Source organism: Paenibacillus sp. SEL3, from assembly GCF_054602585.1.
Window position 1 is genome coordinate 3,880,072 of record NZ_CM137725.1, and the last position, 21,848, is coordinate 3,901,919.

The following is a 21,848-nucleotide window of genomic DNA, read 5'->3' on the forward strand; positions in this document are numbered from 1 at the left end:
CTCTTGGTAGATTTAGTTTAGAACAGGGGTCGAGTCCCGGTATACGATATCCGTTGCAACATGAGTCACTCGGTATGGCATGGTATTGTCTTTGATTCTGGACAATAACATTTCGGCTGAAATAATACCCATCTGACTACTGTAAATATGCACGGTTGTAAGATGAGGCTCGACAACCCGGGATTCCGAAGCATCATCGAACCCGCAGACAGCAACATCTTCTGGGACTTTAATCCCTTTGTTTTTTAAAGATTTGATCACGTTGATGGCAATGAAATCATTGGCGCAAATAAAGACGGAGGGACACTCCCTCAGAGCATCCAACTGCTGTTCCATCCAGTTCTCCTCTATAAAGAAGTTGCGGTCAGGCGCTACAATGCTATGGGCAGGATCTACGGCGATTCCTGCTTCTGCTAAGGCCCTATTAAATCCGGTCCAGCGTTCATTGAAGCTTTTGCAGTGATTGTAATCGCCTACAAAACCGAAGCTTTCATAGCCATGATCGATTAATTTCCGGGTAACACAGTATGTGCTGTGTTCATTTTCCATTAATACCAGATCCGCCTTCAATTCTGGATACATCATATCCGCAGCGCAATCAATAAAAATGGTTGGGATGCAAAGATCTGTGATCAGCTTGCTGTATTCCTTGCTGAACATTTCGATGCAGAAAATGCCAGCCACATTCGAAGGTTCAAAATTGCCGGGTAGGGTCATCGAATTGATATCATTCTCACGGACAAAATAAATGGATAAAGTATAGCCCTGTTTGCTGATTTCCTTCTCCAGTCCGCTGATCAACAAAGATCCAAAGTGTGAGCTATTAGGAAGATTACAGGTCAAAAGTGCGATATTGCCTTGTTTTTCAGAAGCTGTTTCCATATAAGAAAATTGTTTGTATTTAAGCTCCATTGCTTTTTTGACCACCTTGTCCCTAGTAACGGTGGGAATACTCTCCACTCCATTAAGCGCCTTGGATGCAGTGTTTCTGGAAATTCCCAAGGCATCAGCGATATCTTGTATCGTAACCTTTGACTTTCTCGTCATATTGTTCACCTTATTCTCCGAATTAAGATTCTTCATATTTCTAAATATATAGTATTTTCATGTTTTTAACAATGTATTTATTCAAATGAACAATAAAGGTTTACGTTTGTTTATTTATATTGTGTATTTTTGATGTATTTTTGCTAAAAACATTATAATTATCTTGAAATACGCTTTTTGAATGAATTTTTCACCCGAATTATATTGACTAATTAAATGTACATCTGATAAATTGTAAGAGTGAAATATGTTCAAATGTAAATTGTAAGCCCATTCATTTTGGGAATGTGTAAAATTCTCGTTCTGTTGGAGGTGTGGATATTACAAGCAAGTATTTGAAAAACATCTTGGTTAATTATGTCAGAGAGATGACATAACATGGCTTATATTTTGTGTCGTATAACAAGCCGTGAACAGTAGGAGGGAAAATATTGGCAAATTTGATCGTTCAAAAAAGGGGATTAAAGGCTTCAGAAACAAAAAAAAGAAACCATTGGTTAAGCTATATGCTTCGAAATTATATATTGTATTTGTTTCTGCTTCCGTCCATAATTCTTACCGTCATTTTCAAGTATGTTCCCATGTACGGCTCGATCATTGCGTTTAAAAATTTCAGCCCAAGAAAAGGCATCCTCGGCAGCGAATGGGTTGGATTTGAACATTTTCAGCGGTTTCTTTCATCACCAAATTTTTATGACATATTAATGAATACGCTTAAATTAAGCGCTTACGGTCTTATTCTCGGCTTCCCAGTACCCATCATTCTGGCCTTAATGCTAAATCTGGTCAGAGGAGCGAAGTTCAAGAAGAATATTCAGCTTATTGTATACGCACCTAACTTCATCTCGGTTGTTGTTGTTGCCGGTATGCTGTTTGTTTTTCTATCGCCAGCTGGAATAGTGAACGCTTTGGTAACAACCTTCACCGGCAAGCCGATTGCTTTTATGACTGATCCTGCCTATTTCCGAACGGTATATATTTTGTCTGGTATATGGCAAACAGCGGGCTGGTCCTCTATCATTTATGTGGCCACCTTAGCCAATGTGGACCCGCAGTTGCATGACGCTGCAACAATTGATGGTGCTTCATTGATGAAGAGAATCTTCCACATTGATCTGCCAGCTCTTAAACCCGTCATGGCCGTCCTGTTCATTCTCGCTGCAGGAGGTATTATGTCGATCGGCTATGAAAAGGCTTACCTAATGCAGACGGCTCTGAACACACCTACCTCGGAAATCATCGCGACTTACGTATACAAGGTGGGGTTGCAATCCGGCGATTATGCTTATTCTACGGCAATCGGGTTGTTCAATTCCGTAATTAATGTATTCCTGTTGATTTTCGTAAATACCGTCGTCAAGAAGCTGAACGAAGGAGAAGGGCTGTATTAAAGAAGGAGGTATTTATGGATATTCATTACACCGGGAAGGACCGGATTCTGCTCATCATCAATTATATTCTACTTGGTTTGTTTGTTCTCGCTATTCTGTTACCGCTGGTTTATGTGGTGCTTTCGTCCTTTTTAACTCCAAATACCCTGATTACCAAAGGGTTTGCCATTACATCATCAGACTGGACACTCACGGGATATGCCAAAATCCTAAGCAACAGTGCCATGATCCGCGGTTTTTTTAATGCTATTTTTTATTCAGCAGCCTTTGCGTTCGCAACCGTATTATTTTCCGTCTTCGCGGCTTATCCGCTTGCGGTTGAAGAGTTGGTAGGGAAACGGTCCATTATGATCTTTTTCCTGATAACGATGTTTTTCGGTGGCGGTCTGATTCCTACCTATCTGGTGATTAAGGATTTAGGCATGTTGAATACGGTCTGGGCCATTATTCTGCCCGGCTCGATCAGCGTATTCAATATTATTCTGGCAAAGACTTATTTCCAGGGACTTCCGAAAGAACTGTTCCAGGCGGCGAGTATAGACGGAGCTTCCGAGCTCAGTATTTTCTTTAAAATCGTCCTGCCGCTTTCCAAGCCTATTATTTTTGTTCTAGCTTTATACGCTTTTGTCGGACAGTGGAATTCTTATTTCGACGCCATGATTTATCTGGATGATCCGAAGCTGTTTCCGCTTCAACTAGTACTGCGCTCCATTTTGATACAGAATCAGGTTCAGCCCGGCATGATTGCCGATGCGATGGCACAAGCGGAGCTTAAGAAATTGTCTGAAATGATTAAGTACTCTGCCATTGTCATATCAAGTTTGCCTTTGATTGTCATGTATCCATTCTTCCAGAAGTATTTCGAAAAGGGTGTCATGGTAGGTTCGATCAAATAACAAATCGGGGGAATAGAGATGAAAAAAACATTACTAACCTTGTCTGTGTTGGCACTTTCTACTTCACTGCTTGCCGGATGCGGCGGTTCGGGCAATAATTCTGCGGCATCCGAAGATTACAAGCTGGAAAATGTTACTCTGCCGCTTAAAGAGAAAGTTACTTTGCATTTTATGACTCAAAGCTCGCCGCTGGCACCTTCCGATCCAAATGAAAAGTTGATTTATAAAAGACTGGAAGAAAAAACAGGGGTGCATATCGATTTTACCAACTTCACCTCCGATTCCTTCATTGAAAAAAGAAACCTTGCTGTTGCCAGTGGAGATCTTCCAGATGCCATACTGGATGCCGGATATTCCGATTACGATTTGTTGAACCTCGGAAAGGATGGAACTATTATCCCTTTAGAGGATTTGATTCAAAAATATATGCCCAATCTGCAGAAGGTATTAAAGGAAGCGCCTGAGTACAGATCCATGATAACCGCACAGGACGGGCACATTTATGCCTTTCCTTGGATTGAAGAACTGGGTTCTGAGAAGGAGAGCATTCATTCTGTAAACGACATGCCATGGATCAATGTGGAGTGGCTGAAAAAGCTGGGACTTAAAATGCCAAAAACCACCGAGGATTTAAAAAAAGTTCTGCTCGCATTTAAAAATGGCGACCCTAACGGAAATGGCCAAGCGGATGAAATCCCGCTGTCCTTTATGCTCAATAACGGCAATGAGGACCTGAATTTTCTGTTCGGATCATTCGGTCTTGGGGACAACGGCGATCATACGGTAGTGACCAATGAGGGGAAAGTGGTCTTCACTGCCGATCAGGACGGTTACAAAGAGGGGATTAAATATCTTAATGAGCTGTATAAACTGAACCTGATCGACGAGGAATCATTCGAGCAGGATTATAACACGTATCTAGCCAAAGGTCAGAGTGAAAGATATGGCCTCTACTTCCAATGGGATAAGGCGAATATTTCAGGAGACAACGATAAATATGAACTGATGAATCCGCTCGCCGGACCAAGCGGTGAAGTCAATGTGACCCGCACGAACAATCTCGGCTTTGACCGGGGGAGAATGGTGATTACCAGTGACAACCAAAATCTCGAGCTTACGGCAAAATGGATTGACCAGCTGTATGATCCTATCCAGTCCGTGCAAGACAACTGGGGTACCTACGGCGACAAAACTCAGCAGAACATTTTTGAATACGATGAAGCGAGTCATATGCTGAAGCATCTTCCGCTTAAGGGAACGGCCCCTGTCGAGCTACGGCAAAAAACGAACATCGGTGGTCCATTAGCAATTCTTGACGAGTATTACGGAACGGTTACGACTAAGCCCGATGATGCAGTGGGACGGCTTAAGCTCATGAAGGAAAGACTCGTTCCTTATATGAAGGCTGACCATAATTTCCCGAAAGTCTTCTTCTCTCTGGAGGATCAGAAGCAGATCTCCACATTGGAAACCGATTTGTTTGCTTACGTTAACCGCAAGCGGGCGGAATGGATCAAGACGGGTAAAGTGGAAGAAGAATGGGCCGAATATAAAGCCGAGCTGTCCAGACTGGGGCTAGATAAATGGCTGGAAATCAAACAGAAAGGCTATGACAGATATCTCAAAGATCAAAGCTGAAACATTTAAATGGTAGTATTTCAAATTCATTTGCAAACGAGCAACTCAAATTATTATGTTAAATACCTTATCAACAATCAAGAGGAGAGCGGATACTATGAAAGAATTAAACCTAACGGACAACTATAGCGGCAGAAAGAGAAAAAGTAACTATAGTGAGACGTACAGGCCTCAATTTCATTATTCACCGGAGAAAAATTGGATGAACGATCCCAACGGCATGGTTTACTTTGAAGGAGAATACCACCTGTTCTACCAGCATACGCCCCATGATACGCAGCCTGATTTTGGCAACATGCATTGGGGGCATGCGGTAAGCAAGGATCTAGTGCATTGGACTGAGCTTCCACCAGCGATTCCACCTGGGGAGGACGGAGCGATCTTCTCGGGGAGTGCGGTGGTGGATAAGAACAATACCAGCGGACTTTTCAAAGAGGAAGGATCAGGATTGGTGGCCATTTATACAAATGAGGGCAACAAGGCTCAGCCTGGAAAACCGCAGGTGCAAAGCATTGCTTACAGCAAGGATAAAGGTCGAACCTGGACAAAATATGAAGGTAACCCGGTTTTATTTCCAACGGACACGCTAGACTTTCGTGATCCGAAGGTGATTTGGCATGATGAATCATCAATGTGGATCATGGTTCTTGCCGTAAGGGACCGTGTAGAATTTTACACATCTCCAAACCTGAAAGAATGGTCTTTTGCAAGCGAATTCGGTTCCGACATTCCACATATACACCGAGGGATATTTGAATGTCCTGATATATTTCGAATCCAAGTGGATGAGGATCCTAATACCACGAAGTGGATTCTGATGCTAAGCGTCGGGGATAGAAATGGTGTGAATCCAGACGATCCGGAACCACCGGCAGGCGGTTCTGGCATGATGTATTTTGTAGGCAACTTTGACGGTAAGTCGTTCACGCCAGATGAAGCGTTGGAATCCATCGATACTATCAAATGGGTAGACTATGGATCAGACTTTTACGCGGCCGTGTCCTGGAATGGCATTTCGAACGAAGACGGACGAAAGATTTGGATCGGCTGGATGAATAATTGGCGTTATGCTACCACGCTTCCTTCAAAGGAATGGCGTGGCAAGACATCAATTCCCCGGGAGCTACAGCTAAGGACTTATCCCGAGGGACTTCGCCTAATCCAAACACCCATAAATGAATTAAGTCAGCTAAGAAAACCGATTTTGTCTCTACAAGACTTGACGATTAAGCCAGATATGAACGTGTTGTCTGATATTTCCGCAGCCAAGGCAGAAATTATTGCAGAATTTGAAATCGGTACTGCTATGGAATTCGGGTTTAAAGTACGGAAGTCCGCCAATCAGGAGACGATCATCGGATATAATATCTCGAATGAGGAATTGTTCGTCGATCGGACGAAGTCGAGCGCCACTGATTTTCATTCAGATTTCACAGCAATACACAAGGCCACTATGAAGCCAGAGCATGAGAGGATACAGTTGAGCATTTATCTGGATTGGTCAAGTGTCGAAGTCTTCGGCAATCATGGAAAAACAATCATTTCAGACATGATTTTCCCGGACTTCGAAAGTAAGGGACTAGAACTCTACGCCATTGGTGGAGAACTGAGGGTCGTGTCGCTTCAGATCAATGATCTGGTAAGCATTTGGGGAAATGAGAATGTTTAGACAGTAGTTATGATTATCATTCCAATTGAAACGTTCTTACAACAGAACCCGTTAAGCAGCGGCTTGATTCGACGAAATGGTTACAGCCCGATTGCTTATATCCGTATCTAAACTGGTCTCCAAAACTAATTAAAGTATTATCTTATGCCTGGACACGTAACCTCCCGTCGGCTCACAACCGTACCGGGGGTTCGTATCCTTAGAAGTTAGCAGAAATCGAAAGACTAACACGGAGAATTTCATAATATAGTTTTACAGTGGTAAGAGGGCGTAAGAATCTTTCCTTGCATCTTACCTATAATAATATGATGATTGACAATAAGATCATATTCTTTTCCCAAGGGGGTACCTAGTTCTTGTTCTCAGTTCGGGACAAGAACTTGCAGTGGTTATGAAGTCGCCAATTTGGCGGCTTTTTGTTTTACAGATAAATGATATTGTCTCGTGTTAAGACAAGGGCAATTAAGCGTTTGAATTAAAATAATGGGGCTGGGTATGCTAAATTAGCAAATATGGAATTTCTTGATTTTCATGAAAGGGTGAGACCGTCATCATTCTGCAAAAGGTACTAACTTATCTTATTAAACCGGATATATGGTTAGGAACTTTTTTCCCATTTGCTCTTCCGTTTGGAGTATCAAGAGTATTTCAATGGTTGCATACAGGGAACGGGAGAAATTTACACTGGTTCAGCTTTGATCAAAAAAAGTTTCATGAAACAAGAAATACCTCAACTAGTCGTTCCTTTTACAGCAGATCTAAATCAAAATTTGCTGGTGATGAAAGAAATCATCGGGCATAACTCAGAGAGCCTCTGAAAAGAAATATTACTAAAGTTGAAACTGAAAGAAACCATCTGGCTAGACGTGAAGTTGAACTGTTGAAAGAGATAGATACTCTTAGAACGCAAAGAACAGAATACAGAAGAAAACTAAGAGCTAGATCCAAAGAGTTTGGGGCAGTTTTACAGTTCAGTCACAATTCCTAAGTTATTAACCCTTCTCGATGAAAGGCCTAAGCTTAGCAATGTGTTTGCATTCTATCAGTTAGATAAACTCAATAGAAGGTACAATAAACTAAAATTAGCAGCTAGAGAGGTATTAAAACAGGAAAGAATAAAAAGACTACGTGATGAAGCTTATAAGGAGAAAATGGCTGCTGGCTATAAAAAAGTTAACGGATATATCGTAAGTGATGAGAGATGACTGGTACCTCTATGATCCAAACAATATTGTATACCTCATAACAGACTCAAAAATTAAATTAATTGAAGATTTACCAGCTACTGCATCTTTGTATTTAATGATGGAACTGCATATGTTTTTTATATCCATTTTGAAACGGAGAATAAAAAAGAAAATGAGAAGTATATTGTAGCGATCGGTGAAGGATTAACCGAGATTCATAAATATATGTTGAACAAAGAAAGTTGCCAACCGGCATTTTTTGTGCCCTTTTTTGTATCTTTAGGGTTACTCGATGGTAAAATAATGTATACAAGTGGATGTATTTTTATGCATTTAAGCAATGTGGATATTCTCATTAATTATGACACCACACAGTGAGTAACGGTAATAATTGAGACTGATTTGGTTGATAACCGAGACATTTTTGGGTATATGTTTGAGACATTTTTAAACCAGTAGAAACAAAGCCCCTTGTTTCTATTGGTTTTTTGTGTTTCTATTTACTCTATATATCCTATAAATGTTAACATATGGTATTATCGATATCGAATCCAAATTACGATCATAATTGATACTTTTCGTAAAGGTGGTTTGGTTATGGATTGGAGAAGTTGGACGTGGAGTTTGGAAGATGAGTTAATAAAATCCCCAAGTGTTGTACAAATCTCTTCAACTGCAATTTTGGAATACATAAGATGAAAACCTGCTTGTTCTCCATGGATTCTCAGGCTACTAAGCCTGCTGCTACGAAGCCTACAGGAAGTAGACGAAAGAGCGCTGCTGATGATAAGAAGACCGAATAAGGAGAGCGTGCCATGGAAGTCCGATCCGGACAATTCGCGTAGCAGCCATTGGCAGAAAAAAAGGGTTGTCCCATAAGTCATAAAAATGACTAGGGACGTCCTGTTCTCCAATTGTAAAACAATAAGAAACCGTTCCTGGGTAAAATGGAGGTACCACCCGACCATTTGAAAGGATATGGTTTCTTTGTACATTCAATATACCATTATGAGATAAAAAGAGGAGTTACGCAGGACTATTCCTCATCCATGTTATGTGGCTTTGTGGCCAGCCCCTCAATTAATGTCTATTAGCTCTTAAACCTTCAATAAATATGCGGTGTAATCCATCAAGAACTCGTTGGCTTGTAAAGCCCTCATCTTGGAGATGGTAATCGATATTGTGAAGCACGGCCAGCAGGGCTTCAATAGTATATGAAATGTCCACCCCGGATACGTCTCCCTGCTCAACGGCCTCATTTAGCAGATTTCTGCTTATATTGCGCATCCATTGACATAACGGGGATTGTAACGGACGATGCCCGGTTGAGGCCCGGCTGACCTCACAGAGCCAAGGAACTTTCGCCTCTAAAAAAGAGACATATCTTACGATTACATGGTAAAGCCGGTCCAAGGCAGCGGTTTCTGGGGATTGATCAAGAAATGCTTGAACTTCATCAAACAAAGGTTGGTATTCTTCATACGCGATCTCCTGACATATGTCGCCCTTATCCGAGTAGCGGCGGTATAGGCTTGCTTGTCCTACTCCAGCAGTCTTCGCAATCTGATGCATATTGACATTGTCAACGCCTTTTTTGATGAAAAGTTCTCTAGCCGCCGCCAAAATTCGTCTTCGGTTTAACTCCTCTCTGGGAATTTTCAGAGAGACAGATTGCGATTCTGAATTCACCATAAACATCTCCCTTCATCATTAATTTAACTGTTATTTAACACGAAAAACGGACAATATGTCCGTTTTTCGTGTATAGGACATGTTGTCCGTCTTCATAATTATAATACATTTCGTGAAAAATTAAAAATACATTCATTTGGGTGACCGATGAGCTTTTTTTATCTCTTGGTATAGTGCTTTTTGTAAATTGGAGGCAAATGCGGTTCAATGCCCGATAGGTCCAGTTCCTTTAAACTTGCGATCGTATGAATAAACTGCTCGTATGCTTTTTTCTTGTCGCTCGTCGTATCTGTTCCGGTTTCGGTTGATGCTCTCCTGCTAACTTCAGAGTTAAGTTGCTTTTGATCCATAGATTACCCTCCATCAAATATAGTCAGGCTTACAAATCCGGATGTCTCTTGTGCCAGTCTGTATTCATTTCATAAGTATTGCCGATACCTAGTACTGTCGCTTCTTCGAAGGGGCGGCCAATCAATTGCATATTAATCGGCAGACCGGAAGGTGAGAAGCCGCAAGGCATGCTCAAGCTAGGCAAGCCAGTCAAATTGGTCGGAACCGTAAATGAGTTCAATCTGAATACACTAGCTTCATCATCTGCACGCGGCGCAGTGATCGGTGTTGCCGGCGTCAACAAGATGTCGATTCCGGACAATGCATTCAAAAAATCATTGACAATTAGTTGCCGGGCCCGCTGAGACTGAAGGTAAATGGAAGCCGGAATATCTCTACTGCTTTCAAGAAACATTCGGACGTCCGGTCCATACTGTTCCAATTCTGTCTCAAGCCACTTCTCGTGGTACGAGTACATTTCCGTCATCATAATGGCCATCGTCGCACTTCTAACATGTTTGATCAGGGGCAGGCTAACTTCGATGATTTCTGCTCCCAGTTCTCGGAATTTATTGATAGCGGCCTTCATCGCAGCTTCCACTTCTGGCATCAAATCCTCGTAATAGTAGCTTGTCGGCAATCCGATACGCACACCCCTGAGACCATTCGGATACATCTTGATACCTGGCGCAGGCAGATCGACAGTCGATTCATCCTTTGGATCGAAGCCAGACATCACATCCAAGCACAGGGACGCATCCATGACACAGCGGGTCAACGGACCCGAGTGGTCCAATGACCAGGCCATTGGAATGATACCATACCGACTGACCCGACCGTACGTCGGCTTCATCCCTACGACACCGCACAAAGCAGCGGGTATGCGGATCGAACCTCCGGTATCCGAGCCTGTGCCCAGATAAGTAAGTCCAGCCGCTAAGGCAGAAGCCGAGCCGCCGCTTGAACCTCCCGTTACAAGTTCAGTGTTCCACGGATTGAGACAAGGACCGAAGTGTGGGCTAGTTGTTGTCAATCCCGCAGCGAACTCGTGAGTCTGTACTTTGCCTAGCAGAACTGTTCCAGCCTCATGTAGCTTAGCTGCAACCGTCGAATCGTAATCGGGGACGAAGCTGTTCAATATTTTTGAACCGGCAGTTGTTCGGATCCCTTTAGTGTAATATAGATCCTTATGAACGATGGGAATCCCGTGAAGGGGCCCTTTGTACCGACCATGCATAATATCGCGTTCCGATTGCTTCGCTTGTTCAAACGCCAGTTCGGACGTTTGGGTAACGAAAACGTTCAGTTTCGGATTCAAACGTTCGATGCGGTGAAGCGCATGTTCTGTAATCTCTACCGGGGATATTTTCCTTGTACGGATCCTCTCGGCCAGCTCATGAATAGCAGCAAAGGACAGTTGGAAATTTAATTTACTCATCTATTCATCCTCCGTATCTTTCGGACATGTCGTAAGTCTACTAAACTAATTACCATAGCTTCCGCTAGGATTTGCTTTTCTTGCGAATAAGTATGTCAGGATTGCCAACAGGGAAATGGTAAAATAAACAACAGAAAAAGGCATCTTTAGATCAATCAGTCGGCCGACCAGCGCAGGGCCGAATGCTCCGCCTAGGAGATAGGCCAGTGTGAAAATACCCATCCCCACACCCAACTCAGCCGAACGGAGTGTCGTCGAAACTAAATTGCTGCTAGAGGTGAGGACACCGTTGAATCCAATCATAAGGATAATGATCAATAAAGCGTCGATCCATGGCGGCAAATGTACGGATACCCCCAGTAGTATAAATCCGCTGATGACGAGACTTTGCGATATGACAAGCACACGGGAGCTTCCGAAACGATCTGTCCAACTTCCGATCCGGGATCCGAGCAAGGCTGCACAGGCGGCACCGGGAAGCATCAGCAGACCGATTTTACTAGTTGGTAAATGAAAGGAATTCTTCATCATGACAGGAAGAGTAAAGGTTAACCCCGTGTTGCATACGAAGGTAAGGAATCCAATCCCTAGAATTCGTCGGTAAGGAGCATTTTTCATGAAAGATGCATCGATAAATGGATGTTCTTTTTTCTGAATATGAGTACCGAACCATAGAAGAACTGCTGCTCCTGCAATGAGCATAAACCAATAGTTCGTAACCCCTAGCAATACCAACGCCAGTCCCGCGGAGAACAAAACAGCTCCGAGAAAATCGAATGAACCGCGGTCGTGTTTCTTGTCAGGAACATACTTGAATATCAAAGGGATAACAAATAGGCTCAGACTGGACACGATGAACAAAGCACGCCAGCCAAAGTATTGCTCTACGAAACCGCCGAACACAGGCCCGAAGCCGGAAGCAAAGGCAATTGTGGCGGATAAGGTTCCCAGCACCCGTCCCTTGACTGTAGGCTTAAAATACAGGGTTACTGCCGCATAAGACAGGGGAGAGATGGATGAGGCCCCTGCTGCCTGCAGTAGTCTTCCAATGATGACTTGCAAGTATGAAGCTGCAAAAAAGCCGATCATAGAGCCGAAAGCTAAAAGGATTAAACCAATGACATACAGCTGGCGAAAGGAAAAGGACTCCGTTAACTTGCCGTAAGTACCGGCGCCGATAGCCATCAAAATGCTGTAACCGACCATAACCCAGCTCACCTGCGAGGAGGTCAGGGCAAAGTCAGCGGAAATCGAAGGTATAGACAAATTAAACATGGTCATATTGATGTTTCCGAAAATAATGAGCAAGCAAAGTGTCCCCATTAATTTCCGCTCATTGCCGGATAAAGCCATTGATTGAGTATCCATAGCCTGTCTCTCCATTACAGGAAGTCAGGAAAGGTGCGGCATTTTTGCGCCTGATCTCTATCGTGTCCCAAGAAAACATAGGACGGCCGAACATCCTGAATTAACTCCTGCATGCGAGTAATCGATTTGGCAGCCATCTCTTGATCGAATGTCAAGAACGGTACGCTATTCTCGAAGTTCTCCCGAGTATAAGCAACATCAATTGTCAGTAGCACTGGACCCGACTTTTCCGTTGTGACAAGGACTGATTGATGGCCAGGGGAATGACCCGGAGTGAATAAAATTTGAACCCCCGGAATCAATTCATGGTCACCCTCAATGATTTGATATTGTAAATCGGGCAGCCTGCACTCTAATGGAGAGTAATCCTCATTGTTTATGGCCGCATCATACTCTGCCCTTTGAATAAGGATCGGCGTATTGCGGAAATGCCCGTTTCCCCCAGAATGATCCAAGTGTAAATGGGAGCTAATGACCATTTGAATATCGTCAGGTCGATAACCGACACGCTTTAACACATTTACGATCGAGTCGTCGTCAGACATGTTGGGGACGACGCGCCCTTCACGTCTAGTCCCCTTGTAGTAATCGGGATTGTTGATAAAAGCGTCGGGCATTCCCGTATCGATGAGTATCGGCCCGCTGGTCGTTTCCAATAGAAAAGACCACACAGGCATTCCGACTAATTTCCCGGGGGCAAGGGTTCGATTAACTGCCGATTGATCTAGGAAACATTCACCTACAGATAAAAAATACAATTTTTTGATATGCATCCCAGTTTCACCCTTCGTATTATAAATTCGGACAGTTTGTCCGTTTTGTTTTGATTATATCGGACAAATTGTCCGATGTCAATTTGTCATCGGCGGTTGGGCATCGGCAAAAGCCTTACACCTGCAACAATACGCCAAGCTAAAGAATGTCGCCTAGGTGGAGTGCAAAGAAACAACGGGGCTGCGTTTGTACCAAATGCTAACGAGAGCACGACAGGAGATTACTGTTGTAATCTATAAAAACAAGGATATGCTGAATGCCTGTTTGAAGATAATGGGCTTAAAATGATTGATTGTAGTCAGGAGATAACAATGTTTCGGTTCAGCCATCAATCCGGCGGTAGAGGAGAACATCCGGTTTGAAGTGTTGAGAAATGAATCGGGATTTGAAATTAAGGTTTTTGATCGATTGGTAAAGTTAGATAAGGAACCTTTTTCGACTGTAGATCAAGGGGACTGATCCCATAACGTGAGACAAATCAAAACACCTTCAAGAGAATCAAGCCATGTCGTAAGATATGGAGATAACCTTGGAGGTGTTTTTACGTTGGCAACGAGAGTGAGTTACCCCCTAGAAAAATGCAAGCGATTGTGAGATTGGCAAGAGTTCCGGTAAGAGAGGTTATGGAGCAACTGGGAATACGAATAAGACACAGCCAAATCACCAGCTTCACTGACAGCGACATCTGGATTGAGATATTCACTCCGAATAATATTAGGATTTTTAATAGTGTGACATTTTGACACTACTGTATGTGACAGAAAAATACTTAGAATCATAGAGGCAGTTTAACACATTAACAATAAACGAGGAGGGGAGATTTTCATTGTGTATGATAAAAAAATAAAGAGGCGTGAAAGGGGAAACAGGTATGACCTATTTATGAAAAACAAACCAGTAACAAGAGTGTTTTAAGGAAAAGAAGTAATTTCTAGGGTTAACATACATGTGAAAAAAAAGGAATTTACCGTTTGTTAGGACACAATAGCGTTTGTGAAAATAATAATGAGTAAAGATAATTGCAAATCCACTCTTGCCCTAAAACAGCAAATAACTGCCGATACAATATGAATAGAGGAGAAGAATATCTTTATGAAAAAGCATTGTCAAATTGCATCTACAGGTTTAGTCCTTTTAATGGCTGGAAGTTCTCTGTTATACACAACACCAACCTCAATTGTAAAAGCGGAGTCCATTCAAAATGTATCTACTCCGTTACAAACAAGCACTCAAAGTGAACGTAATTCCGTCAAAGAAGCAATGCGGGATACATTGCAACTTGGATATCCTGGGATACTTGCTAAAACTTCTGAGGGTGGAAAAACATGGAGTTATGCTGCTGGGTTAGCGGACCTGAGCACCAAGAAACCAATGAAAACAGATTTTCGCTTTCGCATTGGTAGTGTAACGAAGACATTCATTGCAACAGTTCTACTTCAATTATCTGAAGAGAACCGCTTGAATCTAGACGACTCCATTGAAAAATGGTTGCCTGGTGTCATTCAAGGAAACGGATATGATGGTAACCAAATTACTATCCGGCAGATATTGAATCATACAAGTGGTATCGCTGACTATGTAAATTCAAAAGACTTTGATTATACGGATACAAAAAAATCGTATACGGCTGAAGAATTCGTAAAGATGGGGATTTCTCTTCCCCCAGACTTTGCCCCAGGAAAGGGTTGGTCTTATTCAAACACAGGATACGTAATACTGGGGATCCTTATTGAAAAAGTAACTGGAAACAGCTATGCGGAAGAGGTTGAAAATCGGATTATTGAACCGCTTGATTTGTCAAATACATTCCTACCTGGCAATTCAAGCGTGATTCCAGGCACCAAGCATGCCCGTGGCTATTTCCAACTAGACGGAGCAAGTGAGCTAAAAGACGTTACTTATATTAACCCAGGTAGCTCGGATGGAGATATGATTTCTACTGCTGACGATTTAAACAAATTCTTCTCTTACTTACTCAGTGGTAAATTACTGAAGGAACAGCAACTAAAACAAATGCTTACTACAGTTCCTACAGATAGAGAAGGAACCGGATATGGTCTTGGGATCTTTGAAACTAAGCTTCCAAACGGTGTCTCGATATGGGGACACAAAGGTAGAGTTCTAGGGTTTACCACTTTTGCTGGTGGCACACTTGGAGGCAAGCATACATTGGTCGTCAATTTGAACAGCTTTAAAGCTGATAGTCCTGATCCATTTAAAAATATTTTACTTGCTGAATTTAGCAAGTAGGAAAAAAGGAAAAAAATGGTTTAAAATGGGCTCCTTAGAGCATGTCAAAAAACTAACAAGTAAGTATTTTAGGAGGGTATTATGAAAAAGAAAATGATTATTGCACTTGGTGTTTTTGCTATAATACTGACTAATTTTGTAGGAAGTACTTATGCAGACTCGAAAACAGGAGTTTCTGTTACAGCTCCCTACAATACAAATCAAATAACGGAATGGTTAGAAATGCATGCAAAGCCTTTAAAAACAACTAATCCAACTGCATCTTTTAATGATTTAAAACCACTTAAGAATATGGTAGGTTCAGCTTCAATTGTAGGTTTAGGTGAAGCTACGCATGGGGCTCATGAAGTTTTTACAATGAAACAACGCATTGTTAATTATTTAGTATCTGAAAAGGGATTCATCAACTTAGTTTTAGAAGAGGGATGGGACAGAGCTCTGGAGCTTGATCGATATGTTCTTACTGGTAAGGGAAACCCAAGCCAACATCTATCACCTGTATTTAACACAAAAGAAATGTTAGATCTACTTAGTTGGATTCGACAATATAATGCTAATCCAGAACATAAATCTAAAGTGCGTATCATTGGGATGGACATTCAATCAGTAAACGAGAATGTTTATAATAATATAATAGAATATATAAAAAGAAACAATTCAGATCTTGTGCCTAGAGTAGAAGAGAAGATAAAAGGTCTCATTCCTGTAACAAAGGATATGACTACTTTTGAGGGCCTTACAAAAGAAGAAAAAGAAAAGTATATTTCAGATGCTAAACAAATCAGTGCTTTATTGGAACAAAATAAAAGTTATCTGAACGGAAAATCCAAAGAGTTCGCATGGATAAAACAAAATGCTCGTATTATTGAACAGTTTACTACAATGTTAGGAGGAACATCCCCTGATAAACCATCGGATTTTTATTTGAAACATGATATTGCAATGTATGAAAATGCGAAGTGGACTGAAGAACATTTAGGGAAAACCATAGTTTGGGGACATAATGGACACGTTTCGAAAACAAATATGATTCCATTTATATACCCTAAAGTAGCTGGGCAGCATTTAGCAGAATATTATGGAAAACGGTATGTATCTATTGGAACATCAGTTTATAAAGGACAATATAATGTTTATAATAATGATGGTGAATTTGGCCCATATGGAATATTAAAATCAGATGATCCAAACAGTTATAATTACATTTTTGGACAGGTCAAAAAAGATCAATTTTTTATTGATTTACGTAAGGCGAACGGAGTGACAAAAACTTGGTTAAACGAACAACATCAAATTTTCGCTGGAATAACTAAAGAAGGCCCTGCTATACCAAAAACTGTTGATATATCATTAGGTAAAACGTTTGATATACTTGTTCAAATTCAAAAAGTGAGTCCATCTCAACTACATCAATAAATTTGTAATAATGTGGCTTAACGAAGTGTTGTATTGATGATAGTGTTAAGTGTCAATAGAGGTGTTTAAAAAATGTCAGCTAGGTTATTCCATTAAAAGATCATTAGATGGAATAAATGTTTTCGAATTAGAGACGATGTTGGGTAGAAGCACATTATTATCAAGTTAACAAAATAAATCCGAATTGAAACAGCCTCTATCCTGCAGGTTCAATCTGACTGAGCACAACTTGCACGAGTCTGTTCATTTGTATCGGGTCTGCCCAAGGGCAGACTCTTTTTTGTACAAGAAAAAGTCCATCTTATAATCGTCAGCTTGGTTTTTTGTGAAAATAAGAGAAACAACTAGCAGCAATACAAAAAGCTCGAACCGTTCAGTTAGCCAAAGAAAATCAGAATATATCATTTTAGATGTGAAAACCACCGGTTTAGATGGCGACTCTGAGATCGTAGAGATTGCAATTATTGATCTTGACGAAAATCCTCTTTTTGAAACGTTAATCAAGCCGGTATCCCTCATTCCAGAAGAAGCGACCGCCATCCACGGAATCACAAACGAAATGGTTGAAAATGCTCCAAGCTCATCGCTAAAAGAAGAGTTGTAAAAGAGGATGCTAAAAATACGGGTTGAAGGAATACCTGAAGAGATTGATCAGTTTTTGGAGCACTTCGAGGACTATTACAGAGTGCTGAAGCGTTCAAAGGCCTATCAGAACAGAAACAGTGAATATGTTCGTGTTTATGTTGATGTAAGCAGTCCAAACGATCAGCCTCTAAAAGCTTAGAGGAAACAAATTGCGGTTTGTATCAATTTCTCTGGTATTACCCCATTTTAACGTACATATTTTTATATATTGATAAAAGAATCAAAATTGCAAATATTGGATTTTGGTATACAACTTTATTGTCCAAAATAAAGTTTTAGACTGATCCGACAAATGCAACAGCGGCAGATAAGGACGCGAAAATAAATTCCTAGACTGGCCGCTGTTGTGGTCAACATTCAACTATCGTGTCCTGTTAGCCTAATAACTCTGCAGTTTGTAAGAAAGCGTCCAGCCGCTCCTTTTGAAGAAGATGATGACGGTAATGCATCTCCACCATCGTGAACCATTCGACCGCGTTTAACGCGCCGAAGGCTACGGCCGGATGAGTCGCCTTTCGCTGCAGCCGCTCTGGGTCTATGTTCTGTAGCGACGCCCCAATCTCATGCATGCGGCGCCTTGCTTCCTCCAGCTTGGCGACAAGCTGCTCCTTGCTTTCTGGCTGTGGGGGCGTATATTGCAAGTCGGCCGGTACTTGAATGCGAACCGGTGGGAAGCTCCCTTGCTCAAACACGGCATGACCGGCCTCCGTCTTCCCGTCGCCCTCCTCGTTGCCGCCACCGAGCGCCATGCACTGCTCCGCAAGACGGAGCTGCAAGTTCAGCGTGGAATGAGGCAGATGCAGGTACATTTGCCCAAGCGACCATTCGTTCTCGCTTGGCTTGCGACACAGTTCCGCCAGACTATACTTGTCCAGCTCCCGAACATAATGCTTCGAAATCTCGTCGAACCTTACCAAAGTATCCTTAATCCCTATGTTCTTGTTCATCAAGACCATCTCCTCGAATACTGAATTACTCTCATCATATGAGAGGGTTCAAGAAAAAAGCATATTCGTAGTTTATACCTTTAATACTTTATTTTCCAGTCTAAGACTATATTTTCTAATTACACGGGCGCAGTCGCTAGCGCGCCGATCGCAAAGCTGGACTTCATTCCGGAAGAGATGGGGAGCGCAACTGCAGTCGCGCATGCGGGCCGCGCGTCGCCAGTCTATAACTTATCTCAGTCTAGTTCTTTAATGTTTAGTCTAAAAAATTATTATTCGCTAACAATTGACAATGAAGAAGTAGTACAACTTCGAGTCAATGAGTTTCCATTAATTATGAAAATGATCGTTGAATTATCATCTGACATGCATCTGGGGAAATGAGACTGCTTAGGCTTTAGTTTTCCATTATCATTAAAATTGAAATGATCTTATGACAGAGCCTATTAAGCAGTGGCACGATTCGACGAAATGGTTACAGCCGCAGGCAATACGGTGTAAGCTTCTTCAGGAGGATTTTTGCTCATTTCTATGATGTAATAATCAACAAATTCGCTATCATATCCTTGTTTTTTAGCGTCTTCTTTGACCAGTTCTTCTGTCGCCAAGGAGATTCTTAGAGGGAGACAAATCTGAAGAATAATCCATAAGAATGCTCAAGCATGTTTTTTAACATTTAACCATGTTAAAATGAAAAAAATTAGAGATATGGCATGGAGAGAAGGCAGGGAGAATCAATGAAACCAAAACTTAACGATGTTGCACAATTAGCAGGAGTTTCACCGACTACGGTTTCTCGCGTACTTAATAATCGTGGCTATATCAGTCAAGAAACGAAGGATCAAGTTCATAAAGCGATGCAAGAGCTAAATTACTTTCCAAATGATGTGGCTCGGTCATTATTTAGTAAACGAACAAATCTGATTGGATTAATCATTCCAACTACAAGCAACCCATTTTTCGGAGAGCTGACTTTTCATATAGAGAATATTTGTGCGTCATTAGGCTATAAGCTGTTGCTTTGTAACAGTTTGAATCAGCTGGATAAAGAGGAATCATATGTGGATATGCTTATGCGAAATCAAGTTGACGGTATTATCGTTGGTACACACAATCGGGGTATCGTAAATTATGAACAGAAGAACATTGCCGTCATTGCGATCGATCGCTTCCTATCCGATTCAATCCCAGTTGTAGGATCGGATAATTATATGGGTGGAAAACTGGCGTCAGAACTACTTATTGAAAAAGGGTGCAAGCATATCTTACACATAAATGGCCCTGTTGAATTGGAAACACCAGCAAGCTTAAGAAGAAAAGCATATGAAGATGTGATGGAGCAGTATGGTCGAAAGGCAATTACCTATGAAGTACATGATCCCTTCCACCAACAGAATCACGACGAACCGATTAAACGCTTGCTCGATGAACATCCTGAAGTAGATGGATTGTTTGCGAGTAATGACTTGGTGGCTGCGTCTTTTATTGCTAAAGCAAGAAGAAGAGGAAAACGTGTTCCTGAAGATATTCGCGTAATTGGATATGACGGAACAGAAACAACCCGCAATCTTCTCCCTGAATTAACGACAATTCAGCAACCAATACAGGAGATTGCGAGATCTTCCATAGAGTTACTTATTAAAGAAATTGAAGGTGGATTCAGTGATGTCCCGCGAGAAACCTATCTACCAGTGAAACTGATTGAAGCTAGTACGGCTTAATACAGTTTCCATAGTTTTCAGCATTGTGATAGAAGGTGGAGCTATCCTTATTAGAGTAATTGAAATCAAGAGGAGAGCTCTTTTTCTTTCGAAAATATGTCAAGCGGTTGACATATGAAAGCGGTTGACATATAATCGATCTGTAAATACGAAAGTGCTTTCATTTACATTAAATGTTCAACTTGAGGAGCGTTCGATATGAGAAAGTCAAAGAGCATGTACTGGAAACTAAGTGCCTATTTTTTCTTTTTCTTCTTTACTTGGTCAGCAAGTTATTCATTGTTCTCCATCTGGCTAGGGCAAGAAATCAGTCTGAATGGTGCTGAAACAGGTGTTATCTTTACTGTAAACGCTATCTTTGCGCTATGTATGCAACCGCTTTATGGCTATATATCTGATAAAATCGGATTAAAGAAGCATATTTTATTTCTAATCAGTTCTTTGCTCTTATTTGTTGGTCCTTTCTATATCTTTATCTATGGGCCGTTACTTCAATACAATGTATTTCTCGGTGCCATTGCAGGTGGATTATACTTGGGTATTTCTTTTTTGGCAGGGATTGGAGCCATCGAATCTTATGTCGAGAAAGTCAGCCGAAAATATGACTTTGAATACGGAAAATCTCGTATGTGGGGCTCGCTAGGTTGGGCAGCAGCAACGTTTTTCGCTGGTCAGCTCTTTAATATCAACCCTAACATTAACTTCTGGATTGCATCAGTATCTGCTGTCGTTCTGTTTATCATTATGATGACAATTAAAGTTGAAATGACAGATTCCGAGATGGAGCGAGCAGAATCCGTTAACTTTAAGCAAATCGGCCATTTGTTTGCAAATAAGCATTTGTGGTTCTTCATTTTATATGTTCTTGGTGTTACCTGTATTTACAATGTGTATGACCAGCAGTTCCCGAATTACTTTTCATCGACGTTCTCAACGGTTGCATTAGGCAATCAAGTTTACGGTTACTTAAATTCCCTACAAGTGTTCTTGGAAGCAGGCATGATGTTCTTAGCGCCTTTCATTGTCAACAAAATTGGAGCAAAAAAGGGTCTAATATTGGCAGGGTTCTTGATGGCGTTCCGGATCATGGGTTCAGGCTTAGTTATTGGACCTTATGGAATCTCAGCTATGAAATTGATTCACGCATTGGAACTGCCAATCATGCTGATCTCCGTATTTAAGTACTTGGCTGCAAATTTCGATACGCGTCTGTCTTCGATCTTGTATCTGGTGGGATTCCAGTTTATGAGTCAGGTAGGAGCTTCGATCTTCTCGCCAATCGCCGGTATGTCTTATGACATTAGAGGTTTTGCAAATACGTACGTGATTATGGGTGTTTTCGTATTTGTCTTTACAACAATCTCAATCTTTACCTTAAAGAAAGAACCGAAAAAGCTGGATCCCAAGCCTAACAAGCATATTGAAACAGCATAGGAGGA

Annotated in this window: 20 protein-coding genes; 12 read left to right on the top strand and 8 right to left on the bottom strand. The window is 41.5% G+C overall.

Annotated features, from left to right (window positions below):
- Positions 1-12: 12 nt before the first annotated feature.
- Positions 13-1,047 (bottom strand): LacI family DNA-binding transcriptional regulator, encoded by a 1,035-nt coding sequence (locus tag ACYCS5_RS17880; protein WP_029515925.1) that lies wholly within the window; start codon positions 1,045-1,047, stop codon positions 13-15.
- A 506-nt stretch (positions 1,048-1,553) separates the two neighbouring features.
- Between ACYCS5_RS17880 and ACYCS5_RS17885 the strand changes: the two genes are divergently transcribed.
- The 6 genes from ACYCS5_RS17885 to ACYCS5_RS17910 all read left to right on the top strand — a co-directional run bounded on the left by ACYCS5_RS17885 (position 1,554) and on the right by ACYCS5_RS17910 (position 7,846).
- Positions 1,554-2,438: an ABC transporter permease gene (locus ACYCS5_RS17885; RefSeq protein ID WP_230584986.1), complete on the top strand. Its 885-nt coding sequence runs from the start codon at positions 1,554-1,556 to the stop codon at positions 2,436-2,438.
- A 14-nt stretch (positions 2,439-2,452) separates the two neighbouring features.
- Positions 2,453-3,334: a carbohydrate ABC transporter permease gene (locus tag ACYCS5_RS17890; RefSeq protein ID WP_029515923.1), complete on the top strand. Its 882-nt coding sequence runs from the start codon at positions 2,453-2,455 to the stop codon at positions 3,332-3,334.
- A gap of 18 nt (positions 3,335-3,352) precedes the next feature.
- Positions 3,353-4,972 (top strand): ABC transporter substrate-binding protein, encoded by a 1,620-nt coding sequence (locus ACYCS5_RS17895; RefSeq protein WP_029515922.1) that lies wholly within the window; start codon positions 3,353-3,355, stop codon positions 4,970-4,972.
- Positions 4,973-5,069: 97 nt separating this feature from the next.
- Entirely contained in the window at positions 5,070-6,641 is a 1,572-nt protein-coding gene (locus ACYCS5_RS17900; protein WP_459759875.1) for a glycoside hydrolase family 32 protein, read from the top strand.
- 629 nt (positions 6,642-7,270) lie between these two features.
- Positions 7,271-7,459 carry a hypothetical protein gene (locus ACYCS5_RS17905; protein ID WP_141695469.1) on the top strand — a complete coding sequence of 63 codons (189 nt, stop codon included), beginning with the start codon at positions 7,271-7,273 and terminating at the stop codon, positions 7,457-7,459.
- Positions 7,460-7,594: 135 nt separating this feature from the next.
- Positions 7,595-7,846, top strand: a complete 252-nt coding sequence (locus ACYCS5_RS17910) for a hypothetical protein (protein WP_069010904.1) — start codon at positions 7,595-7,597, stop codon at positions 7,844-7,846.
- Positions 7,847-8,908: 1,062 nt separating this feature from the next.
- Here ACYCS5_RS17910 and ACYCS5_RS17915 read toward each other — a convergent pair.
- The 5 genes from ACYCS5_RS17915 to aiiA form a co-directional block, all read right to left on the bottom strand.
- Positions 8,909-9,520, bottom strand: coding sequence for a TetR/AcrR family transcriptional regulator (locus ACYCS5_RS17915; RefSeq protein ID WP_069010905.1), 612 nt, complete (start codon positions 9,518-9,520; stop codon positions 8,909-8,911).
- 158 nt (positions 9,521-9,678) lie between these two features.
- Positions 9,679-9,870: a hypothetical protein gene (locus ACYCS5_RS17920; RefSeq protein WP_069010906.1), complete on the bottom strand. Its 192-nt coding sequence runs from the start codon at positions 9,868-9,870 to the stop codon at positions 9,679-9,681.
- A gap of 29 nt (positions 9,871-9,899) precedes the next feature.
- A complete protein-coding gene (locus ACYCS5_RS17925) occupies positions 9,900-11,288 on the bottom strand; it encodes an Asp-tRNA(Asn)/Glu-tRNA(Gln) amidotransferase GatCAB subunit A (RefSeq protein WP_069010907.1) in 1,389 nt (462 codons plus the stop codon).
- A gap of 45 nt (positions 11,289-11,333) precedes the next feature.
- The gene (locus ACYCS5_RS17930; RefSeq protein WP_069010908.1) at positions 11,334-12,656 is read right to left on the bottom strand and encodes an MFS transporter; all 1,323 of its coding nucleotides are present in this window, start codon (positions 12,654-12,656) and stop codon (positions 11,334-11,336) included.
- Positions 12,657-12,670: 14 nt separating this feature from the next.
- Entirely contained in the window at positions 12,671-13,429 is a 759-nt protein-coding gene (aiiA, locus tag ACYCS5_RS17935) for a quorum-quenching N-acyl homoserine lactonase AiiA (RefSeq protein WP_318627612.1), read from the bottom strand.
- A gap of 1,093 nt (positions 13,430-14,522) precedes the next feature.
- Between aiiA and ACYCS5_RS17940 the strand changes: the two genes are divergently transcribed.
- From ACYCS5_RS17940 to ACYCS5_RS17955, 4 genes are all read left to right on the top strand, one after another.
- The gene (locus ACYCS5_RS17940) at positions 14,523-15,680 is read left to right on the top strand and encodes a serine hydrolase domain-containing protein (RefSeq protein WP_459759876.1); all 1,158 of its coding nucleotides are present in this window, start codon (positions 14,523-14,525) and stop codon (positions 15,678-15,680) included.
- Positions 15,681-15,761: 81 nt separating this feature from the next.
- A complete protein-coding gene (locus ACYCS5_RS17945) occupies positions 15,762-17,096 on the top strand; it encodes an erythromycin esterase family protein (protein ID WP_069010912.1) in 1,335 nt (444 codons plus the stop codon).
- Positions 17,097-17,421: 325 nt separating this feature from the next.
- Positions 17,422-17,700, top strand: a complete 279-nt coding sequence (locus ACYCS5_RS17950) for a 3'-5' exonuclease (RefSeq protein ID WP_080658578.1) — start codon at positions 17,422-17,424, stop codon at positions 17,698-17,700.
- Positions 17,701-17,706: 6 nt separating this feature from the next.
- Positions 17,707-17,880 carry a DUF3970 family protein gene (locus tag ACYCS5_RS17955; RefSeq protein WP_080658577.1) on the top strand — a complete coding sequence of 58 codons (174 nt, stop codon included), beginning with the start codon at positions 17,707-17,709 and terminating at the stop codon, positions 17,878-17,880.
- 235 nt (positions 17,881-18,115) lie between these two features.
- On the opposite strand, the gene ACYCS5_RS17960 is transcribed toward ACYCS5_RS17955, so the two are convergent.
- Together ACYCS5_RS17960 and ACYCS5_RS17965 are read right to left on the bottom strand one after the other, a co-directional pair.
- Positions 18,116-18,688, bottom strand: coding sequence for a DinB family protein (locus ACYCS5_RS17960; RefSeq protein ID WP_165148181.1), 573 nt, complete (start codon positions 18,686-18,688; stop codon positions 18,116-18,118).
- 446 nt (positions 18,689-19,134) lie between these two features.
- Entirely contained in the window at positions 19,135-19,296 is a 162-nt protein-coding gene (locus ACYCS5_RS17965) for a hypothetical protein (RefSeq protein ID WP_250273189.1), read from the bottom strand.
- Positions 19,297-19,425: 129 nt separating this feature from the next.
- Between ACYCS5_RS17965 and ACYCS5_RS17970 the strand changes: the two genes are divergently transcribed.
- Complete coding sequence (locus tag ACYCS5_RS17970; RefSeq protein WP_029515909.1) at positions 19,426-20,409, top strand: LacI family DNA-binding transcriptional regulator; 984 nt, start codon at positions 19,426-19,428, stop codon at positions 20,407-20,409.
- A gap of 198 nt (positions 20,410-20,607) precedes the next feature.
- A complete protein-coding gene (locus ACYCS5_RS17975) occupies positions 20,608-21,843 on the top strand; it encodes an MFS transporter (RefSeq protein WP_029515908.1) in 1,236 nt (411 codons plus the stop codon).
- Positions 21,844-21,848 lie beyond the last annotated feature (5 nt).